This window comes from Desulfosediminicola flagellatus, assembly GCF_005116655.2.
GTDB lineage: Bacteria > Desulfobacterota > Desulfobulbia > Desulfobulbales > Desulfocapsaceae > Desulfopila > Desulfopila flagellata.
This window is the reverse complement of sequence record NZ_CP050698.1, coordinates 47,290-67,232: the sequence shown is the minus strand read 5'-3', so window position 1 is coordinate 67,232 and position 19,943 is coordinate 47,290. Positions and strand designations below refer to the sequence as shown.

The window sequence follows — 19,943 nt, the reverse complement described above, 5'->3', positions numbered from 1 at the left end:
AAACTGATGTTTGGGTTAATACCTTTTAAAAGCAACATCCTAACACACAAGGGACTTACATTTTATTGCTACACTTTTATAGAAAATCTGTTATATAGTAATTATTTTTATACTGTTTTACTTGTATAAACCCAAGACCCTGATTACTAGTCTATATTTTTCCCGGACAAAACCATTTGCATAGTAAACTCATTAATGCCAGGTAATACTCTGCGTCTTGCGTGTCTTACCATTGTGCCGTAATTATCACTACACTGGAGAAAATCCATGTCTAACTATTTATTCACATCCGAATCAGTTTCCGAAGGGCACCCGGATAAAGTCGCAGATCAGATTTCTGACGCCATTCTTGATGCTATACTTACTCAAGATGCGCATGCCCGTGTTGCATGCGAGACACTTGTTACCACAGGTATGGCACTTATAGCCGGTGAAATTACGACATCAGCCTGGGTTGATATGCCAGAAGTCGTTCGTGAGACCATTCGAGAAATCGGCTACAACTCCAGTGACATGGGTTTTGACTGGCAGTCCTGTGCTGTAATGACCTCAATTGACAAACAGTCTTCTGATATCGCTCAGGGTGTTGACGAAGGCTCCGGCCTTGACCTCGATCAGGGAGCTGGTGATCAAGGTCTCATGTTCGGCTATGCCTGCAATGAAACAGAAGTATTGATGCCGATGCCAATCTACTTAGCTCACCGCCTCACGAAACAACAATCAAATATTCGTAAGGCAAGTGTCCTTCCCTGGCTTAGACCTGATGCAAAAAGCCAGGTTACTATCGAATATGAAAATAATGCACCAAAGCGTGTCGATGCAATCGTACTCTCTACTCAACATGACGAGACTATTTCCTATGACAAGTTGAAAGAAGCTGTGCTTGCTGAAATCATCAGGCCAGTTATTCCAAAAGAAATGATTGATGAACATACAAAGTTTTTCATCAATCCAACAGGCCGTTTTGTTATTGGCGGACCTGTTGGAGATTGCGGTGTAACCGGCAGGAAGATAATTGTCGATACCTATGGAGGAAAAGGCTCCCATGGCGGCGGTGCTTTCTCTGGAAAAGATCCATCCAAGGTAGATCGATCGTCCTCTTACATGGGCCGTTATGTTGCCAAAAACATAATTGCTGCAGGACTTGCAAGTGAGGTTGAAGTTCAAGTCGCATACGCCATCGGCATTTCACAACCTGTATCCGTCAATGTTAACAGCTTCGGTACAGGTAAAATTTCTGACGATCTTATTAAAGAACTTATCGTTGCCAACTTTGATCTTAGACCGAAAGCTATCGTCAAACATCTTGATCTTCTTCGCCCAATCTACCGCAAAACTGCAGCATATGGCCACTTTGGACGTGAGGATGCTGATTTCACATGGGAAAGAACAGATAAGGCTGACACACTCCGAGCTGCAGCAAAATTATAGTTAGTTTCCATTCGAAAAGTCTCAATTTGGTCGATTTTGAAGCATGCAGAACTATTTAACTCAGGTATATAATTGTTTTCCTGAGGATATTTTTTCTAGCATTACGAAGATGTCGGCCAATTGGATAGTTTTTAGAAAGGAACTAGTCAACAACTTCTCACATATTTATACTTGGTACCCATAATGTCTACACAAACAAATGACTTCAAAGTTGCTGATCTCTCTCTTGCCGATTGGGGCAGAAAAGAAATCGAAATAGCTGAAACTGAAATGCCTGGCCTCATGGCATTGCGTGAAGATTACAGTGATGAACAACCTCTTAAAGGTGCACGAATCGCTGGATGTCTTCACATGACCATCCAGACTGCCGTTTTAATGGAAACACTTGTTGATCTCGGTGCAGAAATTAGATGGTCCAGCTGTAATATTTTTTCGACTCAGGATCACGCAGCAGCAGCAATGGCTGCAGCCGGGATCCCAACTTTTGCCTGGAAGGGTGAAACAGAGGAAGAATTCTGGTGGTGTATTGACCAGACAATTTTCGGTCCGGACGGTTGGCTTCCAAACATGATCTTAGATGATGGAGGTGACCTGACTCAGATCATGCACGATAAATACACTGAAGAACTCAAAGAAATCCGTGGAATCAGCGAAGAAACCACAACAGGTGTTCATCGTCTCAACGAAATGGCTGCAGACGGATCACTTCAGTGTCCTGCTATCAATGTCAACGACTCAGTAACCAAATCAAAATTCGACAATCTCTATGGATGTAGGGAGTCACTGATTGATGGTATCAAGCGTGCTACCGATGTGATGATCGCTGGTAAAAACGCAGTTGTTGTAGGGTACGGTGACGTTGGCAAGGGGTGTGCCCAGGCTCTTCGTGGAATGGGTGCTTCTGTATATGTTACAGAAATTGATCCGATTTGCGCTCTCCAGGCCGCTATGGAAGGCTACAAAGTCGTTACCATGGATGAGGCAGCTTCCTATGGTAATATTTTCGTAACCTGCACCGGAAATCTTGAAGTGATAACCCGTGCTCATATGGAACAAATGCCTCATGAGGCTATTGTTTGTAACATCGGTCATTTTGACTCTGAAATAGACATTGCAGGTATCCGTGACCTCCCTTGGGAGAATATTAAACCTCAGGTTGATCACGTCACATTCCCTGATGGCAAAAAGATCATTGTTCTTGCAGAGGGACGACTTGTTAATCTTGGTTGTGCTACCGGTCATCCGAGTTTCGTAATGAGTAACTCTTTTGCAAATCAGGTGCTCGCGCAGATCGAACTTTGGAAAAATTCTGATCAATACGACAACAAGGTCTACTTTCTGCCAAAACAACTCGATGAAATGGTTGCCAAACTTCACCTCTCAAAGATTGGTGCTCAGCTAACCGAATTGACTGACGAACAAGCCAAATACATAGGTGTATCCAAGGAAGGTCCCTACAAGCCTGAATATTACCGCTATTAATCGCTCTGAGCTGATTTTAGGCAGTACCCAAAAGGCCTTGCAGAAAGTATTCTGCAAGGCCTTTCTAGTTTCTTATTCACTCGCTATTGCCTTGACGAAAACCTGCGATTTGTTTCAATTTCAAAGTGGCCGATAATTTTAACCGAAGGAATACATAAAGTATTTTGAGGATTACAATTTGAAACCAACGAAGATATTGGGAAAATTGGTGGTTTACGGTCGGGCTCTACCTATTTGCAGAGCCTTATATCTCCTGACATCACTTCATGTATTTTACCACTATCGTCCTTAACATGAAGACGTCCCTCATCATCAGGTCCAAGCGACACTCCTTCTACCTTTCTGCCACCCACAGATACCCATGCAAGGCGACTCCCATAGAGAAAATCCCGAGTTCGCCATCGATTGATTACCGGCAGAAAACCGGTTTTCTCAAACGATTTAACCTGCTTAATTAATTCTTGTCTAATTTCCAAAAACACCGTCTTAACATCGAGAATCACATCAGATTCAAGATAGAGAGACGTTGCTGTTTCATGGAGTTCAGGGTGAAAATCATTCAACTCAGTATTAACATTGAGCCCAATGCCTACGATAGCAAAGCGACTCTCCTCAATCCCATTAAGATCAGATGATTCGGTAAGTATTCCACCACACTTTCTGCCCTTGAAGTAGATATCATTAGGCCATTTTAAACCTGCAGACAGTCCATAAAGCTTTTCTATAGCATCAGCAACAGCTAGTCCTGCAACAAAAGTTAACAGGGGATAATTCTGCGGTTCAACTTTGGGGCGTAAAATGATAGAGCAATACATCCCTTTACCGGCAGGTGATCTCCACGTTTTCCCTAGCCTTCCCCTGCCATTCAACTGAGTATCAGCTATAACTGCTGTACCATGTTCCGCACCTTGAACTGCATATTCAAAGGCATCTCTGTTAGTTGATGTTGTAGTTTCAAGATAGATTACGTTTTTCATATCATTTCAAAAAGGCAAAAAAAAAGCGCAGAGTATAAATACTCTGCGCTTTTAACATCAGGTAAAAAAATGAAGTCAGGTAATTAGTTGATACCTTCTTCACCTTCTTCATCCTTAATGCGGCTCGGAATACCGTACATGGTGGTCGAACCGGATGACCAGAACATAAGCTTGCCTTCACGAACAAGTTCGTTGGCGATGTTCTTCATCTGACGTGGCTTTGTATCAGGATCACACTTGTAGAAATCCTTGATATAAAGCTGAGGCTTAGGAGACTTCGTAGCCTTCTCAATAATTGCTGCTTTGATTTCGTCTATACTTAAGGGCATGATGACCCTCCTTTTGAAAAGGTGGGAAGTCTGGCAATGTTCATCTTCCGTTTCAACAAAAAAACGGAAGATGATTACATCAGCAACCAGGCTTCAATTACTTAATGTGACTGGTGTACTTGAACTGTGTGGTTGTACGCCAGGTGTCATAAGCAAGACGATAGTCATCAATGCTCTTATCGGTAAATGGAATATCACATTTTTCGAAGAATTTTTCCCAGCCAATTCTTTCAGCCCATTCACCAACACGCTCGTATTTCTGAGCATCGTTCTCGTAGGCTACAAGAATTTTCTTGATAGCTTCTACAGTCTCAGGCCAGCGAGGAGTGGTGTTTGGAAGGAAAGGAATAACCATCTTAGAGAACTTAGGAGCACTCTTCGCGTTAGATACCTTACCACCAACAAGAATTGCAATACCGTCACCCTCAGGATCAGCAAGTGGCATTGCAGGACACATGGTGTAACAGTTACCACAGAACATACAGCGCTCAACAGTAACCTTAACAGTCTTGATCTCTTTACCGTCAACCTCTGCTTTAGCAGGCTTAACAGCACCAAGCGGACAAGAAGCGATAGCAAGCGGAAGCTCACATACACCGGTAATACGCTTGTGATCAATCATAGGTGGCTTACGATGAACGCCGAGAATAGCGATATCGGAAGCATGTACAGCACCACACATATTCAGACAACATGCAAGAGCGATACGAACCTGTGCAGGAAGCTTCATGGATGTGAAATAATCGAACAACTCATCCATTACAGCTTTAACAACACCTGAAGCATCGGTAGCAGGGGTGTGACAATGTACCCAACCCTGGGTGTGAACGATGTTTGTTACACCAGCACCGGTACCACCAACAGGGAATCTGTTAGATCGGCTTGCAAGATCGTCCAGCAGTGGCTGAACCTTATCTTTTGAGTCAACCATGAACTCAACGTTGTTACGGGTAGTCCAACGCATGTAACCGTCGCAATGTGCATCAGCGATATCGCAGATTTCGCGAATCAAGTTGATGGTGATCAAACGAGCACAACCTACACGTACTGTGTATACCTCATCACCGGTCTCTGATTTATGCATCAGAACGCCAGGCTGAGTAATTTCGTGCCAAAGCCACTTGCCTTTATTAGCTTTGATCACTGCAGGGAAGAACTTCTCGTAATGTGGTGGACCAAGATCGGAAATTCGTCCGTCCATCGGTTTATCTGGATTGTAGCCCATGATAAATCTCCTTATATATTTTTAAGATGAATTGTTAGCTCAAATTAAAACGAATTTAGGCTGCGTGCTTCTTACGGAACTCATCAACGTCACGTTCGAAACCACCCTCAACTTCTTCCTCTTTCCAGAAAACATATGGGTTAGAGCGAGGCTCTTTAACCATCTGAGGAATTGGCTCAAGTTCCATAACCTTAATAAAGGTTGGAAGGCCGATACGCTGCATGGTCTCACCAATACGCTCACGGTTCTTACCAACTTCCATCCACCAGTCCCATACCTTCTCAATGAAGTCTACGAGTTCCTGGAAATCATCCTCAGCTTTCATCTCAATGAAAGGAAGAACGAGGGTAGAGAACTGTGCACCATCAAGGATTGGAGCTTTCGCACCAACGAGAACGGAAGCACCCTGATGAGCGCCTGGACGAAGTGCACGTGGCATTACATTGATACAATGCATACAGCGGGTACACTCTGCATCATCAATTTTCAGCTCATCACCTTCCATCCACATACAAGCGGTAGGACAAAGACCGATAACTTCTTTCTCGATGTCAAACTTACCCCAATCACGGCCTGCATGCGCACCACCGTTTGAAGGGATATTTCCGGCAACATACTCTTTAACAGCTGCCTGATCGATACGAATATTATCTCTCCAGGTACCGATAACGGAGATATCAGAACGCGCGATAGAAGCAACACAGTCGTTCGGACAACCGGAGAATTTAAATTTGAATTTGTACGGGAAAGCAGGACGATGAATCTCATCCTGATACATCATGGTAAGCTTGTAACATGCTTCTTCTGTATCGTAGCAAGACCACTCACAACGGGACTGACCAATACAGTTAGCAGGTGTACGAAGGTTTGAACCGGAACCACCAAGATCCTGACCCATTTCGTGAGTAAGATCCCAGAAGAAAGGCTCAAGGTTCTCAGTACGGGTACCAAGAAGAATGATATCGCCTGTAGAACCGTGCATGTTGGTAACACCAGAACCATGCTTCTCCCAAAGATCACACAGCTGACGCAGGTTCTCTGAAGAATAGTACTTAGACGAAGGCTGAGCTACACGTACTGTGTGAAAGTGCTCAACACCTGGGAACTGCTTCGGAACGTCAGCATAACGTCCAACGATACCACCACCGTAACCGAAAACACCAACGATTCCGCCGTGCTTCCAATGGGTGATTCTGTCCTTGAAGGACAGTTCCAGGATACCAAGAATATCCCAGCACTCAGGCTTGGTTTCTGCCTGCTGCTTCAAGTCGGTAACGAAGCTTGGCCACGGGCCAGTCTCCAATTGGTCCAACAAGGGCGTCTCATGTTTTGCCATGATTTCCTCCTTTGAATTACTGTTTAAACTGCAACCTCTACCAAAAAAATATAGCGAATCTTAAAGTTCTTTTCTGAACAGGCCGTTTCCAGACCCAGAAGGCTTTACTGCCAGCCCTAATAGTTTTGTTCAACTTTCGAACCTTATCCTGAACACTTAGCGATCACAGGACAATATGAAACACTACTACTATGAATAATGATTCAGCGGCTGAGAATATCTCCCGCGAACCAATTTGTCAACAAAAAACGCCTATTTTATCAGACACAAAATGAACGCTGATTCACCGCTCAACTGTGGTGTTTGCGGTATTTTCAGCAACATCCAGAAACTGCGTTTCAATACCGTCACCATTCCCACGCCTAGCCTGCATTTGCTCCAGTATTCGACCAGCAAGAATTTTTCCCAACTGAACGCCCTCCTGGTCAAATGAATTAATATTCCAGAGAAATCCCTGAAAAATTATTTTTGCTTCATAGATCGCTAAAAGCTCCCCCATTGTCTCAGGGGTGAGCTTATCAGCCAATAAAATAGACGTAGGACGATTGCCAGAAAACACCTTATTCGGATTTTCATGTTTCTGACCTGTAGCCATAGCAATAGACTGTGCCAGCATATTGGCCATGAGTTTTTGCTGAGATGTTGTCCCAGAGACCTGAAGGTCTTTTTGATATTGGCAGTTCCGGAAACCAATAAATTCTGCAGGGACAATCTCAGTCCCCTGATGCAACAACTGGTAAAATGCATGTTGTCCGTTTGTGCCCGGCTCCCCCCATACCACTGGTCCTGTTTTATAAGAAAGCTTTTGACCCTGCCGATTAATCGACTTGCCGTTACTTTCCATATCACATTGTTGAAGGTGCGCAGGAAACCGATGTAAAGCCTGGCTGTACGGCAGAATTGCAACAGTATCCATCCCCAGAAAATTGTGATTCCATACACCAAGAAGCGCGAGCAACAATGGTATATTCTGCTGAATCGCTGCATTTTCTGCCAGGTCATCTATAGTTGACGCGCCGTGTAAAAATCGATCAAGATTCTCAACACCCAGAGAAAAGCCGAGCATTACCGCCCCAACCATAGAGGTGGAACTGTAGCGCCCCCCTATATAATCAAACATATAAAAGGAACGCAAATACTTCTGAGGATTATCCATCGGACTGCCCTGCCCTGTTACAGCAAGACAATGTTTGGCTGGATTTAGTCCTGCCGCCAGTAACCTCTCCACAACAATACTCTCGTTTGTCAGGGTCTCCAGTGTCGTTCCACTCTTTGATACGATATTCACTAAAGCCCTGCTAAGGTCTACTTCCTCAAGTACACGTGCCGCATCATCTGGATCAACATTTGCAATGAAATGAACAACTCTACTGTCTTTACTGTACGCTTTTAAGGCTTCATAAATAGAGCGAGGTCCAAGATCAGAACCACCAATGCCAATTGTAACCATTGTAGTGAATGTCTTGCCCTTTTCATTGACAATTTTACCACTATCGAGATCATCCAGGAAAGCCCGAAGTTTTTCAATTTCAACCCGGGCCTGGCCTGTAGCATTTGCTTCTTTAGGGCTATCTGAAAAAATATCCCTGCAGGAGGTGTGCAGGACCTGCCTGCACTCACTATCATAATTGTGAATTTTGTTCAGCACCGCTCCTCTGCGCATTTCCGCAAACTGCTTAATCAGTCCACACTCGTCTGCCAGCTGCTGTAAAGAATTCAGTACAGAATCATTAATACGCTGGGTAGAATACATGAGTTTGAAGGAAGCAGTATGTGCAACATACCTCTCAACCCGTTTATCATCAGTAAGCGCGCCTTCTCTCGTCAGGTTATATGGGTTCTCAGCAGACTTCTCCAACTTCACACGTACCGGCGCTGTTGTAATATCATGATAAGAATGTGTCATATATCCTCCGGAACACCACGACGTTTTTATTTTTGTGCAGATGCTGCACCTTTTTTTGCCAGGGCATGCAGCTCTGCAATGGTCGCACCATAGTTCTCACTGTTATATACAGCTGATCCGGCCACAAATACGTTAGCTCCGGCAGCTGCAATATCCTCAATTGTCTTACTACTCACCCCACCATCAATCTCGATATCAATGTCAAGACCAAGCGAATCTATACGCTCACGCAGTTGCCAGATCTTTTCAAGAGTTGAGGGTATGAATGATTGCCCCCCAAACCCTGGATTAACTGACATCACCATGACAACATCAAGATCTTCAAGAATATAATCGAGCGTAGCCAGAGATGTCGAAGGGTTAAGCACGACACCCGCTTTAAGCCCTCTTTGTTTGATCTGGGCTATCACCCTATGTAGATGGGTACAGGCTTCGACGTGAACCGTAATCCAATCTGCGCCAGCATCTGCAAAAGCATCAATATATGCACCTGGGTCGGTGATCATTAGATGCACATCAAGGGGCTTCTCAGTTACTCTCCTGGCTGCCTCTACTACCAGAGGTCCAATGGTGATGTTCGGGACGAAATGTCCATCCATTACATCAATATGTATAACATCGGCTCCACCATTGTCCACTGCCCGTATCTCATTGCCAAGTTGACTGAAATCTGCTGATAGAATTGATGGTGCTATCTGAATATCCCGCATAGTTTCTCCAAAATTGATAAATCTCTATATGTACAGGACGCAGGAGCCCGACAGACTACTGCAAGACCTACATTGTCACTTTTCTCACCTGATCACCAGGCAATATTTCTATGTGCCCTTCAAGTTCGAGGAACAGAAAAAGTTCACTGATCCTCGCGGGAGAAAGACCCGCCCGCTCTGTCACCTCATCACGCAGCATAGCATACGGCTCGAGATGCTTCATCAAAGCTATAGCATCGGGGTCCAATCCGGTAAACACATTTTGTTCAGTTTCTCCCACCTGACTGCAACCGTGGAAACTGAATCCATTCATTTCACGCAATATATCGTCTGCACTTGCAACCAGTTGAGCACCCTGCTGTAATAACCAATGAGTCCCTTCACTTTTACATGAATCAATCTGACCTGGAACTGCGAAAATGTCCCTGCCAAAATCCAGTCCCATTTGCGCAGTGATCAGTGAGCCGGATTTACGTGCTGCTTCAACCACTACAATACCCCTGCTAATGCCGGCAATTATCCTGTTACGCGCGGGGAATCGAAACCCCTCAGGCCTCGTACCAAGAGGATATTCACTTAGAATAAGACCATTTCGCTTAATATCTTTATAGAGTGATGAATTCTGTCGCGGATAGACGACATCAATCCCGCATCCAAGAACCGCTATAGTGCCACCATCAAATTGTAATGCCCCGGCATGTGATTCAGAGTCTATACCGAGAGCCATTCCCGACACCACAGTGACTCCGTTTTCGCTAAGACGTTTTGCAAAAGAAAAGGCAACACGTCTGCCATAGGTTGTGGCTGAACGCGATCCAACGATTGCCACGTTGATGTTGTTTATTAAAGATAGATCGCCCAAAGCGTAAAGCACAACAGGAGGATCATGAATTTCAGCCAGGATATCAGGATACATGTCACTATCAGGACAGAGTATCGATCCACCCATTTTATTTACAGCACCTATCTGGTCTGTAGCGAGTTGCATGCATGAATCCAGCGATTCAAATCCCCCAAGCTGACTGACGCGTATCCCTGATGTTGATTCAAGCTCAGTTCGCGAAGCTTCAAATATAGCCCGAGGACTCTTAAATTTCGCGAGGAGTTTTTTCAGTCCCGCGGGCCCGATACCCGGAAGAAGACTCAGACAAACCCAGTCAGACAATGTTGAATTTTCCATAGTTCACAATTCTGAAGTAAAAATAAAAAAAATGGCACCGATCCCAAAAGGATCGGTGCCATCTCAATCGTCTTCACCCTGCCTGCAGGCGATGACTCACCGCTGAATATAAACCGCGGCACAATGCTGCAGTCTACTTACCTTTCAGTCATAAACACTCGCAACTCTTCAATTCTGGATGGGTGTTTGAGTTTGGAGATCGCCTGTGCCTCAATCTGACGAATTCGCTCTCTCGTAACCGCAAAACACCGCCCGACTTCTTCAAGAGTATGGTCATAATCGACATTAATACCATACCGCATACGCAACACCTTAGCCTCTCGTGGCGACAAAGATGACATAACCTGACTTAGACATTCACGCAGACTGTTGATCATTGATTGTTCATGGGGGCCAATCCGATCACCATCTTCGATAAAGTCGCCTAGAAATGTTTCACCATCGTCACCTACCGGTGTATCAAGAGATATTGCATCTTTGGCGATCTTTAATGCTGATTTAACCTTATTCACATCAGACCCGAGTAAATCCGCCATCTCTTCCGGACTAGGCTCCCGATGTTCTTCAAGCAAAAAATCTTTAGAGACTCGCAGCAATCGATTGATAGTCTCAATCATATGAACAGGCAGGCGAATAGTCCGCCCCTGATCAGCAATTCCACGGGTGATGGATTGCCTGATCCACCAGGTAGCGTATGTACTGAATTTATATCCACGGTGATAATCAAATTTTTCCACCGCTTTCATCAGGCCGATATTCCCTTCCTGTATAAGGTCGGAGAACTGCAACCCACGATTAACAAATTTTTTAGAAACAGAAATAACCAGACGAAGATTAGCACGGACCAAAGCCTCTTTAGCATGCTTTGTCATCTCCTTGCCTGAGTCTATCTCATGGAGCAGATCCTGTAATTTCCTACCGTCAATCCCGGCTTCAACAACAAATTGAGAGCTTACCTGCTTTTCTATACGAGCAGGAGATGGCTCTTTACCACCCTTGGCTGCTGCAAGCTTATGCGCTCCGATAACCTCAACGAAAACTTTGCGGAACTTTTTAGAAAGCTCGTCCAGGCCAACTGCGACAGCATTCACACACTCAGCACAGACAACCTTATCGCTGAACAGCGCGGCAATACGTTCACCAATTTCAAGAACTTCAGAATAAACAGCTGATGCCTTTTTATCTGATAATTTTGAATCTTGCAACGTTTTCAACAAGGTAGCTCGTTTTCCATCAAGAACAATTGCCTTATCAACATTATCAAGGAAGGCTTTGCTTTCAGAAATAATCAACTCAGGATTGTTATCTGGCACCCCCATAACTGTCTGGCAGATTTTCCCCTTGTTCTTTTGCAACTCCCCTGCTACTTCAAGGAGAGATGGTATTGCGAGTATGGTCTGAAAGACACTGTTCTGCACCCGTTGTTTGCCTTCCTCCATCATTTTAGCGAGCTTGAGTTCTTCCTCGTGGCTAAGAAGGGTAAGTGTCCCCATCTCACGAAGGTAAATATTCATTGGATCGATAGAATGACTCCCGTTTTTGCTAGACTTTGAAGATCTTGCAGCACGTCTTCTGTCATTTTTCCTGCGATCACTCAATATTCCAGCTCTACGGTCCTTGTTTGATTTACCTCTTTGCTCATCCTCCGAACCGTGTTCTGAAAAATCGACAGGGGGAATTTTATCTTCGGAACTGAATATTCCGGTTAAATCATATACAGCAGGCTCGTCATTATCTAACGATTCTTCTTCCTGCTCGTATTCACTCTCACTATACTGGTCATCATATCCCATGAACATCTCCCTTTCCGCACGATTACCTGATATGAGTAACGTGCCCATGGAAAATAACTCCTTGATCCCATTTTTTTAGCTGATATGGGAATTTAACACTACTTTGACTACATCGGCACGCATCCTAACAATGCGCATTACCCGACCAAAAAGTCAAGCATAATTTCTTCATTAAATTCCATAAACGTCCTAAAAAAACAGATGTTATTCACATAACAGTACAATATTTATCAAATTTCCAGCCCCTGCAGTTTCCTATCAATCTTTTGCTTTTCCTGAAGCAATTCCTGTAACTTTGCAAAATCACTCGTTGTCGCGATTTTATTAATTTCTCCTAACAATTTCCTGGACGCTATTTTCAACGTGTTTATACTCATCCATTCAACGAGTTCTTCAACTTCAGCTACAGTGGCTTCGGTATCACTCGCGACATCCGGAGCGTCAAAGAGTAAATCTGCCACGTATTTTCGTTCTGCACCTTCCGGCAGGACTGAGAGTAGTTCTTCTGGCTCCATTTCATCATTGTGTTGCCGCAAAGCTTTGAGTTGTAAAAACAGGATTTCTCCAATACTTCCTCCCAGACATTCGCGAATCCCTCCACTTTCCAGCTTAGGCAAACACTCGGGATTCAGCACCATGAAATTCACCAACCGTTTCTGTTGGGCAGTCAGGGGAACGACTCTATCTTCAATCCTTATTGGCGGCTCTGGTCTTTCAAATGGCGGCTCTTCAGGCAAAGGTGGAGCATCTGGCTTATCAAGCATGTCATCAAGCTGCTGTGATGATAGTCCCAACTGCTCGGCAAAATGCGACACAACCACACTACGCTGCAAAGGAGAAGCAGCAGCCTTTACTAAAGGTCGTAGTTCTTCAACGATTTTACTCTTACCATTCAAGGTTAAGCCAAACTCTTCAACCAGCTGGTTAAATACAAACTCAGGAAGGTTCTCTGCATCTGCAACAAGTTGTTCTATTGCACCGAGACCTTTTTCCTGAATAAACGTGTCAGGGTCATGTCCCGAAGGTAGTAACGCGACTCTGCCAGATATCTGTTCAGCAAGAAAAAACGGCACTGATCGAATGGCTGCTTTTACGCCTGCGACATCACCGTCAAAAAGTAATACAACTTCATCTGCAAACCGTTTCAACAATCTGAGTTGCTCACGCGTCAGGGCTGTACCCAGCGGGGCAACAACATTCTCACACCCATTACTGACAAGGGAAATCAGATCAAAATTCCCTTCAACAATAATTGCCTGATTTTTATGCCTGATAGCATCCTTTTGCTGATAAAGACCAAGCAATAATCGACTTTTATTGTAGATAGGGCTTTCCGGCGAGTTAAGATATTTCGGCTGACCTTCACCAATTATTCGACCGCCAAATCCGCACACACGTCCGCTTAGCTCAGATATAGGGAAAAGCACCCTGTCGCGGAACCTGTCGTACGTCCCGCCATTCTCTTTCTTTACCAGCAGTCCAGCCTCCAGTGCTGCCTCCCGATCGTAGGTTGACAGCTGGCCAGAGAGATAGTCCCAGCCTTCGGAATCAGTGGAAGGTGCATAACCAAGACCGAAAGTTTTCTGGATGGACTCAGGTATGTTTCTTCGTGCAAGATATTGTCTTGCGGCACTGGCATGTGATGAACTGTGCAGGTAACGACTATATATTTCCGAAACCTTCTTACTGACATCAAACATCTGTTTTCGTGCCTTTTCCTGCTTCTCCTGTTCAGGAGAGCGGGACTTTTCAGGCAGAGTTATTGAATATCTGGCAGCCAGTTCTTTTAGGGCTGAAGGAAAATCCAGATTGTGATACTTCATCATATAGGAGAGCACATCTCCTGATTCACCACATCCAAAACAGTGAAAAAATTGCTGCCCGGAGTGTACTGAAAAAGATGGTGTTTTCTCACCATGAAACGGACACAGACCAAGATAGCGTGCACCACTCTTTTTCAGATCGACAGTTTCACCAATGATTTGTACTATGTCTGCACGCTCTTTAACCCGTGCAACTATTTCTTCTCGTGATTCCTGTACGGTCATTAGATTATCTTATTAGGGGAAGAGGGAGATGAGTGCTTCATTACTTGATACTATTTGAAAAAAACAGAGAATCAATACATCGTTTTTCTAATATCAGCCATATAGCACCAAAACATACAACCAACTCAGCTGGGTTGTATGGATACCACCATACTATAATAAGTCAGCAGAGAACAATCTACGCAAATCGCTGTGTTTAGTAACAGCCACGCATTCAACCTCTCACATCATTCTGGTAAAAGTCCATGGAAGACATCACTCAGCTCCTTGCATTTGAGGTAAAAAAAGAGATGGCAGATCGGTACTTTGGTTTCCGGAAAAGAATTGAAGATGATACTGTAGCCTACACAAAACGGCTGGATCAATCCGTACTTGAACTGGAAAACGATATTGGCACAACTCTTTTGCGTATATACATACTCCTTCGTTCAAAACAATTGATTAGAGCTTTTACCGATCTCACCCATCTCCCGCACGATCTCTTTTATGATAAAAATAGTGTAGAATCGCCCACCAGCTATAAACACATTTTTGCAAACCAGCAGTATTACGGCCTCACCCGAAAGCGCAGGTTTAGAAATATGTTTTTCGACACATACACCCAACTCTCTGATCATATAGATTCATACAGAACGACCCTTCAGGAACTCACTGAAGAGCAGGAAACAATTCGCGAAGAGATCAATATTTTTTATCGAAATAACGACATCGACTCTATAATGCAGTTGATCAGACGATTTGACAGCCCGGACGCAAGCGTAATAAGCACCATGCAACCAGCTGGCAACGGCGGCCCAGACCAAGGGCTGTCATGCCAAATGCGCATGTATCCACCACGCCCGGCAAATGAAATACTTCCATTAATTCCAGCGCTCCCACCGTTGCATACGATCAGGCGTGAACTAAAAAAACTTGCTGATTCAGCATTTGAAATCAACAAAGATCTCGATTTGAAAGAACTCACCAGAACATCCTGAAACAACCGCGATCACCTCTCAGATCCGGTTACATTGACAATACATACAACATGCACCACTGTTCTGTGAGCATGTTTTCCTGGGTGTGGATTCGTAGGAACGTTGATTGAATCAGAAGAACATTACGATATCAGTTGCACATATCAAACCATCAACTATTCAGATTTACAGTACTTCTTTATATACGTATTTTTTCGACCGTTTAATTTGCATTTGCAAATAATTAGTAGATATAATGCATGCCATAGGATTGGTTGATTTACTCGATGACTTCCCCAGCAATTTTCAGATATATAATTCAGCCTTGCCAGACGAATGAATAATTCACTTATTATTGTCTCAGATGATAGTGCTTGGTCAGAAGAGATTCGAAATCTGCTATGCCAGACAACGTATGACATAATCGTAACAAACCCGATTCGTCTTATTGAACAGCATGTTATTGATCAGGTTTTTGCTATAATAGTTGCGAACTACGTCCCTGCAACTATTTCTCTTTTAGACTATCTACAACTCCCGGAGCACATCCCGGCCCTCGTTCTGAACGACCAACAAGCACCCCCGGCCCCCTTGCTACTCTCTGAATCAAAACGTCTTATTGACTATTATGGGTTTGAGCCGGACACATCTGCTCTCATGACACGACTCGCTTTCCTGAAAAAGGTCAGCAAAATAAGCCAGGAACATTTCAACTATCAAAAAAATCATAACACTCTGCTGGACTGGTTCTCATCACGTGATGGCCTGACCGGTTTATACAACAGGCACCATTTCACCAAATCACTACAAAAAGAATATCTTAAGGCTGTAAACAACTCGACAGAACTTTCTATCCTTTACATGGATATTGATCACTTCAACGAGATAAATGCCACATGCGGGCAAAGCTTTGGGGATTTTATCCTTAACGAAATGTCAGCTCGCCTCACAAGCAGTGTAAAAGAGTGCGACACCTGTTTTAGAATATCTGGAGGCAGTTTTGTTGTACTCATGCCTGAGACAGATATAATAGATGCCGAAAAGAGAGCAACCGAAATTCTGAAATCGTGTACTGAAAAAAGTTATTCACAAAGCAATCTTCAACGGAGTGTAACCATCTCAATAGGTATCGCCTCCCGTGTTTCACATGGACCAGCTGATATTGATGAGTTTATGAACATGGGCGGAACTGCTCTCTTTCAGGCTAAAGCTGATGGGCGCGACAGGGTCCATATTTATGACACAAGCGATACTCTCCATACAGGCAGTCTCTCGTATGACTTCAATTATATAAAAGCTACAATCAACCGCATACTCGATAAAACCAGAAACTCCGCAATTTCATCCCTTCAGTTGCTTGCAAGAGATATTGCCGGCCCACAACATAGCGAACACTTAAATAGAGTAGTTCGCTATACCGAATTACTCGGGGATCATCTGGGTCTTACTCCCACTATTATCCAAACTCTTCAGAATTCTATAATGTTACACTCAACCATACGGTATCTTATTCATCGTGATCTGGTAATGAAAGATATAGAATTTACTGAAAAGGAACAGCTGCTCATGCAGGATTTTCCCTACAAATTATCTGAGATGACAGATATATTTGATTATTTTGCTCAGGAACGCTCTTTGCTCATGACCAGAAGTGAAAATTTCGACGGAAGTGGTTTCCCCGAGGGGCTTCAAGGTGATGAGATACCAATGGGTGCACGGATTCTTAACATCGTCGACTCTTTCGCTGCCATGCAAGGTGAAAGGCCCCACCGACCTAAGCTTGATTCTGAGACAATTCTGACCGAGTTAAAAGATCAGGCTGGAAAGCAATTTGATCCTTTCCTTGTTATTAACTTTATGGATATAATTGAAAATAATGAATTACTTGATACCGAGAAAGAACGATTATCTGAAATACGATCGGAACTGAAACAACGCCACCAAAAATCAGACTCATGACATCATCTAAACTCGCAACTATAGTACGACAAATAGATAATTTCCCAGCTCTTCCTGCAACAGTCAACAAGGTTATGGAGATTACCAGCAGTAGTGAAAGCACTGCCAAAGATCTGATGCTTGCTATTTTACCGGATCAATCTATGTGTACCACTATTCTTAAAATTGCTAATTCAGCATTTTTTGGGATACCTCGTCAAGTCTCCACCATTGAAAGAGCTGTTGTCGTTCTCGGTCATGCTGAAATCCGTAATATTGTCCTGGGCAAAGCTGTTTTCACATCTTTTCAAAAACTTCAAAAGCAAGACAGACAAACAACTGACTTGTTCTGGGAGCACAGTTTCACCTGTGGTCTTGCTTCTAAGATCATAGCTGAGCATCTTGGCTTTCCTGCCAGTGAAATGTTTATCGCCGGACTTATCCACGATATTGGTAAACTTGCCATGCTTATGACATTTCCACAGGATTACAGCTTGCTCTTCGAGATATCTGAACCACACCAGTTCCGCACAGTTATTCATGAACACGAAGAATATTCAACCAGTCATGATGAAATTGGTATGAAAATTTTAAAACGATGGCTCTTTCCTACTCAACTCATTGCGGCTACCGGCTACCATCACAATCCGGAACAAGCTCCCTCAGACATTATCTATCCACTCGTCGTCCAACTTGCGGACATGCTGTCCCTCATGCACTGCAACCCCGACAATCTCGAACCTTCCGACATCGTAACTATATTTGATGATTTTCTCCCGGAGTGCAAGGAACTCTGGCTAAAGAACAATCTTCGATGGGAAAGTGAGATGCTTGGTCAGTGGTTTGCTCAGTTACAGGAACAGCGCAAACGTGATCAGGCCATACTTGATATAATGATGTCATAATGAAAATCGGCAATATCAAACAGACCATTCGCAACACCAAACGACTTGCTGAGATTATTAAGGTTCTCTCAAAATTTGGTTTTCAGCAGGTTATACTTGATACAGGAATCCATCGACTTCTTGATATCGTTAAAGAAGAGATAGATATTGATATCGCACCATCTGCTGCAAACAAGCCGCGTGCCGTACGGTTCAGGCTTGTTCTTGAAGAACTCGGACCTACGTTTATCAAAATAGGTCAGGTTCTTTCCACTCGTCCCGACCTGATCCCACCCGCCTGGGCAGATGAACTGAAAAAGTTACAGGACAGATGCTCAAATGTTCCCTTTGAAGACATTCGAACTGTTTTACTTCAGGAATTTCCCGAAGGTGTAGGCACTCTTTTCGCTCATATTGACGAGCAACCTATGGCTGCCGCATCTCTGGCTCAAGTGCACAGAGCCAAGCTCAAGGACGGGACTGAGGTCGTTATTAAAGTGCTGCGACCGGGTAGCCGGAAGATGGTCGAAGAAGACATGTCGTTGCTTAAAGGTCTGGCCCAACTCGTTGAGCAATATTTCTCTGACCTGGGCTACAGTCCCAATGCCGTAGCAAAAGAGTTTTCCAGGGAGTTGTTAAAAGAGATCAACCTTATTCACGAAGGTCAATCGACAGACAGATTACGCAGGTATTTTAAATCGGATACCACTGTCTACTTTCCAAAGGTATACTGGCAGTCCACAACCAGGAACGTTCTGACTCTTGAAGAGATTAAAGGCCGGTTGCTCTCGACCCTTTCTCCTGATGATCTAACCCCTTTGGAACGTCGAGCTATTGTTGCACGCGGAACAGATGCAGTATTTGCGCAATGTCTTCAATACGGTTTTTTTCATGCCGATCCCCACCCTGGAAATATCATACTTAAGCATGATAACAGTATCTGTTTTATAGATTGCGGTATGACCGGCCAGCTCGACAGGCTGACCACCGAACATCTTATAGATCTTGTTGCGGGTGTTATAAAAGCTGACATCGACAAACTCTGTAGAGTGGTAATTGAGCTGACAGAAACCGACCCGGCCATCACGGACAGGCGTGATTTCAGGACAGACCTGCAGCATCTTATCAGCCATTTTCAACAGACAAATTTGGAAAATCTCGATATTGCGTTTTTGCTTTCGGAATTTTTCGGGATGCTTCAAAGGTACAAGATACAATGTCCGGGTGATCTTGTCCTGCTGACCAAGGCGCTCACCACCATAGAAGGTGTCGCAGAACAGTTTGACCCTACATTCGATGTGCTCTCCCATGTAGAACCGCGAATCCAGGAAGTTGTGATGGGTCGCTACGGGTATAACGCTATTAGAAACAGGATGCAGAAAACCGTCATGGGTTATCTTGAGCTTTTCGAAGATCTTCCTGCCGATTTCCAACGATTTCTCGGATACTTCCGACACAGTCGGTTCACGCTCAACCTTGAGCTTAAACGCCTTGAACATCTTGCCGACAAGATAGACCTCTCCAGCCGTATAATGGGAATGGCCATGATAATTTCGGCTCTTATCGTTGGCTCATCCATTCTTATCCTGGCTGACAGCATGTCAACAGAACATGGTGTTTTCGGCACTCTTGGAACTGTCGGCCTCATTCTTGCTGGTATCAACGCTGCCGGTTTCGTTGCCTCATTTTTATTGCCGAGAAAGAAAAAATAGTTCTTTCCACACCTTCTTTTTCGGCAACAATTATCC

At 44.0% G+C, this 19,943-nt stretch carries 15 protein-coding genes; 6 read left to right on the top strand and 9 right to left on the bottom strand.

The genetic code is table 11. The annotated features are described in order from the left end of the window. The first annotated feature begins 267 nt into the window (after positions 1 to 267). Together metK and ahcY are read left to right on the top strand one after the other, a co-directional pair. Complete coding sequence (gene metK, locus FCL46_RS00285) at positions 268 to 1,431, top strand: methionine adenosyltransferase (RefSeq protein ID WP_136808030.1); 1,164 nt, start codon at positions 268 to 270, stop codon at positions 1,429 to 1,431. Positions 1,432 to 1,614: 183 nt separating this feature from the next. Next, a complete protein-coding gene (ahcY, locus tag FCL46_RS00280) occupies positions 1,615 to 2,913 on the top strand; it encodes an adenosylhomocysteinase (RefSeq protein ID WP_136808031.1) in 1,299 nt (432 codons plus the stop codon). A gap of 230 nt (positions 2,914 to 3,143) precedes the next feature. On the opposite strand, the gene FCL46_RS00275 is transcribed toward ahcY, so the two are convergent. The 9 genes from FCL46_RS00275 to dnaG all read right to left on the bottom strand — a co-directional run bounded on the left by FCL46_RS00275 (position 3,144) and on the right by dnaG (position 14,417). Beyond that, a complete protein-coding gene (locus FCL46_RS00275; RefSeq protein ID WP_136808032.1) occupies positions 3,144 to 3,890 on the bottom strand; it encodes a biotin--[acetyl-CoA-carboxylase] ligase in 747 nt (248 codons plus the stop codon). Between the two features lie 83 nt (positions 3,891 to 3,973). Beyond that, positions 3,974 to 4,219 (bottom strand): dissimilatory sulfite reductase D family protein, encoded by a 246-nt coding sequence (locus FCL46_RS00270; protein ID WP_136808033.1) that lies wholly within the window; start codon positions 4,217 to 4,219, stop codon positions 3,974 to 3,976. Between the two features lie 97 nt (positions 4,220 to 4,316). Then, entirely contained in the window at positions 4,317 to 5,444 is a 1,128-nt protein-coding gene (dsrB, locus tag FCL46_RS00265; RefSeq protein ID WP_136808034.1) for a dissimilatory-type sulfite reductase subunit beta, read from the bottom strand. A gap of 55 nt (positions 5,445 to 5,499) precedes the next feature. After that, entirely contained in the window at positions 5,500 to 6,780 is a 1,281-nt protein-coding gene (gene dsrA, locus FCL46_RS00260; RefSeq protein ID WP_136808035.1) for a dissimilatory-type sulfite reductase subunit alpha, read from the bottom strand. A gap of 283 nt (positions 6,781 to 7,063) precedes the next feature. Further along, entirely contained in the window at positions 7,064 to 8,686 is a 1,623-nt protein-coding gene (locus tag FCL46_RS00255; RefSeq protein WP_136808036.1) for a glucose-6-phosphate isomerase, read from the bottom strand. A 26-nt stretch (positions 8,687 to 8,712) separates the two neighbouring features. After that, complete coding sequence (gene rpe / locus FCL46_RS00250) at positions 8,713 to 9,396, bottom strand: ribulose-phosphate 3-epimerase (protein ID WP_136808037.1); 684 nt, start codon at positions 9,394 to 9,396, stop codon at positions 8,713 to 8,715. A gap of 67 nt (positions 9,397 to 9,463) precedes the next feature. Then, positions 9,464 to 10,576 (bottom strand): DNA-processing protein DprA, encoded by a 1,113-nt coding sequence (dprA, locus tag FCL46_RS00245; protein ID WP_136808038.1) that lies wholly within the window; start codon positions 10,574 to 10,576, stop codon positions 9,464 to 9,466. Between the two features lie 137 nt (positions 10,577 to 10,713). After that, positions 10,714 to 12,417: a sigma-70 family RNA polymerase sigma factor gene (locus FCL46_RS00240; RefSeq protein WP_136808039.1), complete on the bottom strand. Its 1,704-nt coding sequence runs from the start codon at positions 12,415 to 12,417 to the stop codon at positions 10,714 to 10,716. Between the two features lie 182 nt (positions 12,418 to 12,599). Beyond that, entirely contained in the window at positions 12,600 to 14,417 is a 1,818-nt protein-coding gene (dnaG, locus tag FCL46_RS00235; RefSeq protein WP_136808040.1) for a DNA primase, read from the bottom strand. A gap of 245 nt (positions 14,418 to 14,662) precedes the next feature. On the opposite strand from dnaG, the gene FCL46_RS00230 reads away from it, so the two are divergent. The 4 genes from FCL46_RS00230 to FCL46_RS00215 all read left to right on the top strand — a co-directional run bounded on the left by FCL46_RS00230 (position 14,663) and on the right by FCL46_RS00215 (position 19,907). Next, positions 14,663 to 15,394: a hypothetical protein gene (locus FCL46_RS00230; protein ID WP_136808041.1), complete on the top strand. Its 732-nt coding sequence runs from the start codon at positions 14,663 to 14,665 to the stop codon at positions 15,392 to 15,394. Between the two features lie 315 nt (positions 15,395 to 15,709). Beyond that, the gene (locus FCL46_RS00225; RefSeq protein ID WP_136808042.1) at positions 15,710 to 17,332 is read left to right on the top strand and encodes a bifunctional diguanylate cyclase/phosphohydrolase; all 1,623 of its coding nucleotides are present in this window, start codon (positions 15,710 to 15,712) and stop codon (positions 17,330 to 17,332) included. Then, entirely contained in the window at positions 17,329 to 18,216 is an 888-nt protein-coding gene (locus FCL46_RS00220) for an HDOD domain-containing protein (protein ID WP_136808043.1), read from the top strand. Before FCL46_RS00225 ends, FCL46_RS00220 begins: the two co-directional genes overlap by 4 nt. Then, the gene (locus FCL46_RS00215; protein ID WP_136808044.1) at positions 18,216 to 19,907 is read left to right on the top strand and encodes an ABC1 kinase family protein; all 1,692 of its coding nucleotides are present in this window, start codon (positions 18,216 to 18,218) and stop codon (positions 19,905 to 19,907) included. The genes FCL46_RS00220 and FCL46_RS00215 overlap by 1 nt, the downstream gene beginning before the upstream one ends. The last annotated feature ends 36 nt before the right edge of the window (positions 19,908 to 19,943 follow it).

Coding starts and splice junctions, on each gene's coding strand:
- metK (WP_136808030.1), top strand. CDS start 268: ATGTCTAACTATTTATTCACATCCGAATCAGTTTCCGAAGGGCACCCG.
- ahcY (WP_136808031.1), top strand. CDS start 1,615: ATGTCTACACAAACAAATGACTTCAAAGTTGCTGATCTCTCTCTTGCC.
- FCL46_RS00275 (WP_136808032.1), bottom strand. CDS start 3,890: ATGAAAAACGTAATCTATCTTGAAACTACAACATCAACTAACAGAGAT.
- FCL46_RS00270 (WP_136808033.1), bottom strand. CDS start 4,219: ATGCCCTTAAGTATAGACGAAATCAAAGCAGCAATTATTGAGAAGGCT.
- dsrB (WP_136808034.1), bottom strand. CDS start 5,444: ATGGGCTACAATCCAGATAAACCGATGGACGGACGAATTTCCGATCTT.
- dsrA (WP_136808035.1), bottom strand. CDS start 6,780: ATGGCAAAACATGAGACGCCCTTGTTGGACCAATTGGAGACTGGCCCG.
- FCL46_RS00255 (WP_136808036.1), bottom strand. CDS start 8,686: ATGACACATTCTTATCATGATATTACAACAGCGCCGGTACGTGTGAAG.
- rpe (WP_136808037.1), bottom strand. CDS start 9,396: ATGCGGGATATTCAGATAGCACCATCAATTCTATCAGCAGATTTCAGT.
- dprA (WP_136808038.1), bottom strand. CDS start 10,576: ATGGAAAATTCAACATTGTCTGACTGGGTTTGTCTGAGTCTTCTTCCG.
- FCL46_RS00240 (WP_136808039.1), bottom strand. CDS start 12,417: ATGGGCACGTTACTCATATCAGGTAATCGTGCGGAAAGGGAGATGTTC.
- dnaG (WP_136808040.1), bottom strand. CDS start 14,417: ATGACCGTACAGGAATCACGAGAAGAAATAGTTGCACGGGTTAAAGAG.
- FCL46_RS00230 (WP_136808041.1), top strand. CDS start 14,663: ATGGAAGACATCACTCAGCTCCTTGCATTTGAGGTAAAAAAAGAGATG.
- FCL46_RS00225 (WP_136808042.1), top strand. CDS start 15,710: ATGAATAATTCACTTATTATTGTCTCAGATGATAGTGCTTGGTCAGAA.
- FCL46_RS00220 (WP_136808043.1), top strand. CDS start 17,329: ATGACATCATCTAAACTCGCAACTATAGTACGACAAATAGATAATTTC.
- FCL46_RS00215 (WP_136808044.1), top strand. CDS start 18,216: ATGAAAATCGGCAATATCAAACAGACCATTCGCAACACCAAACGACTT.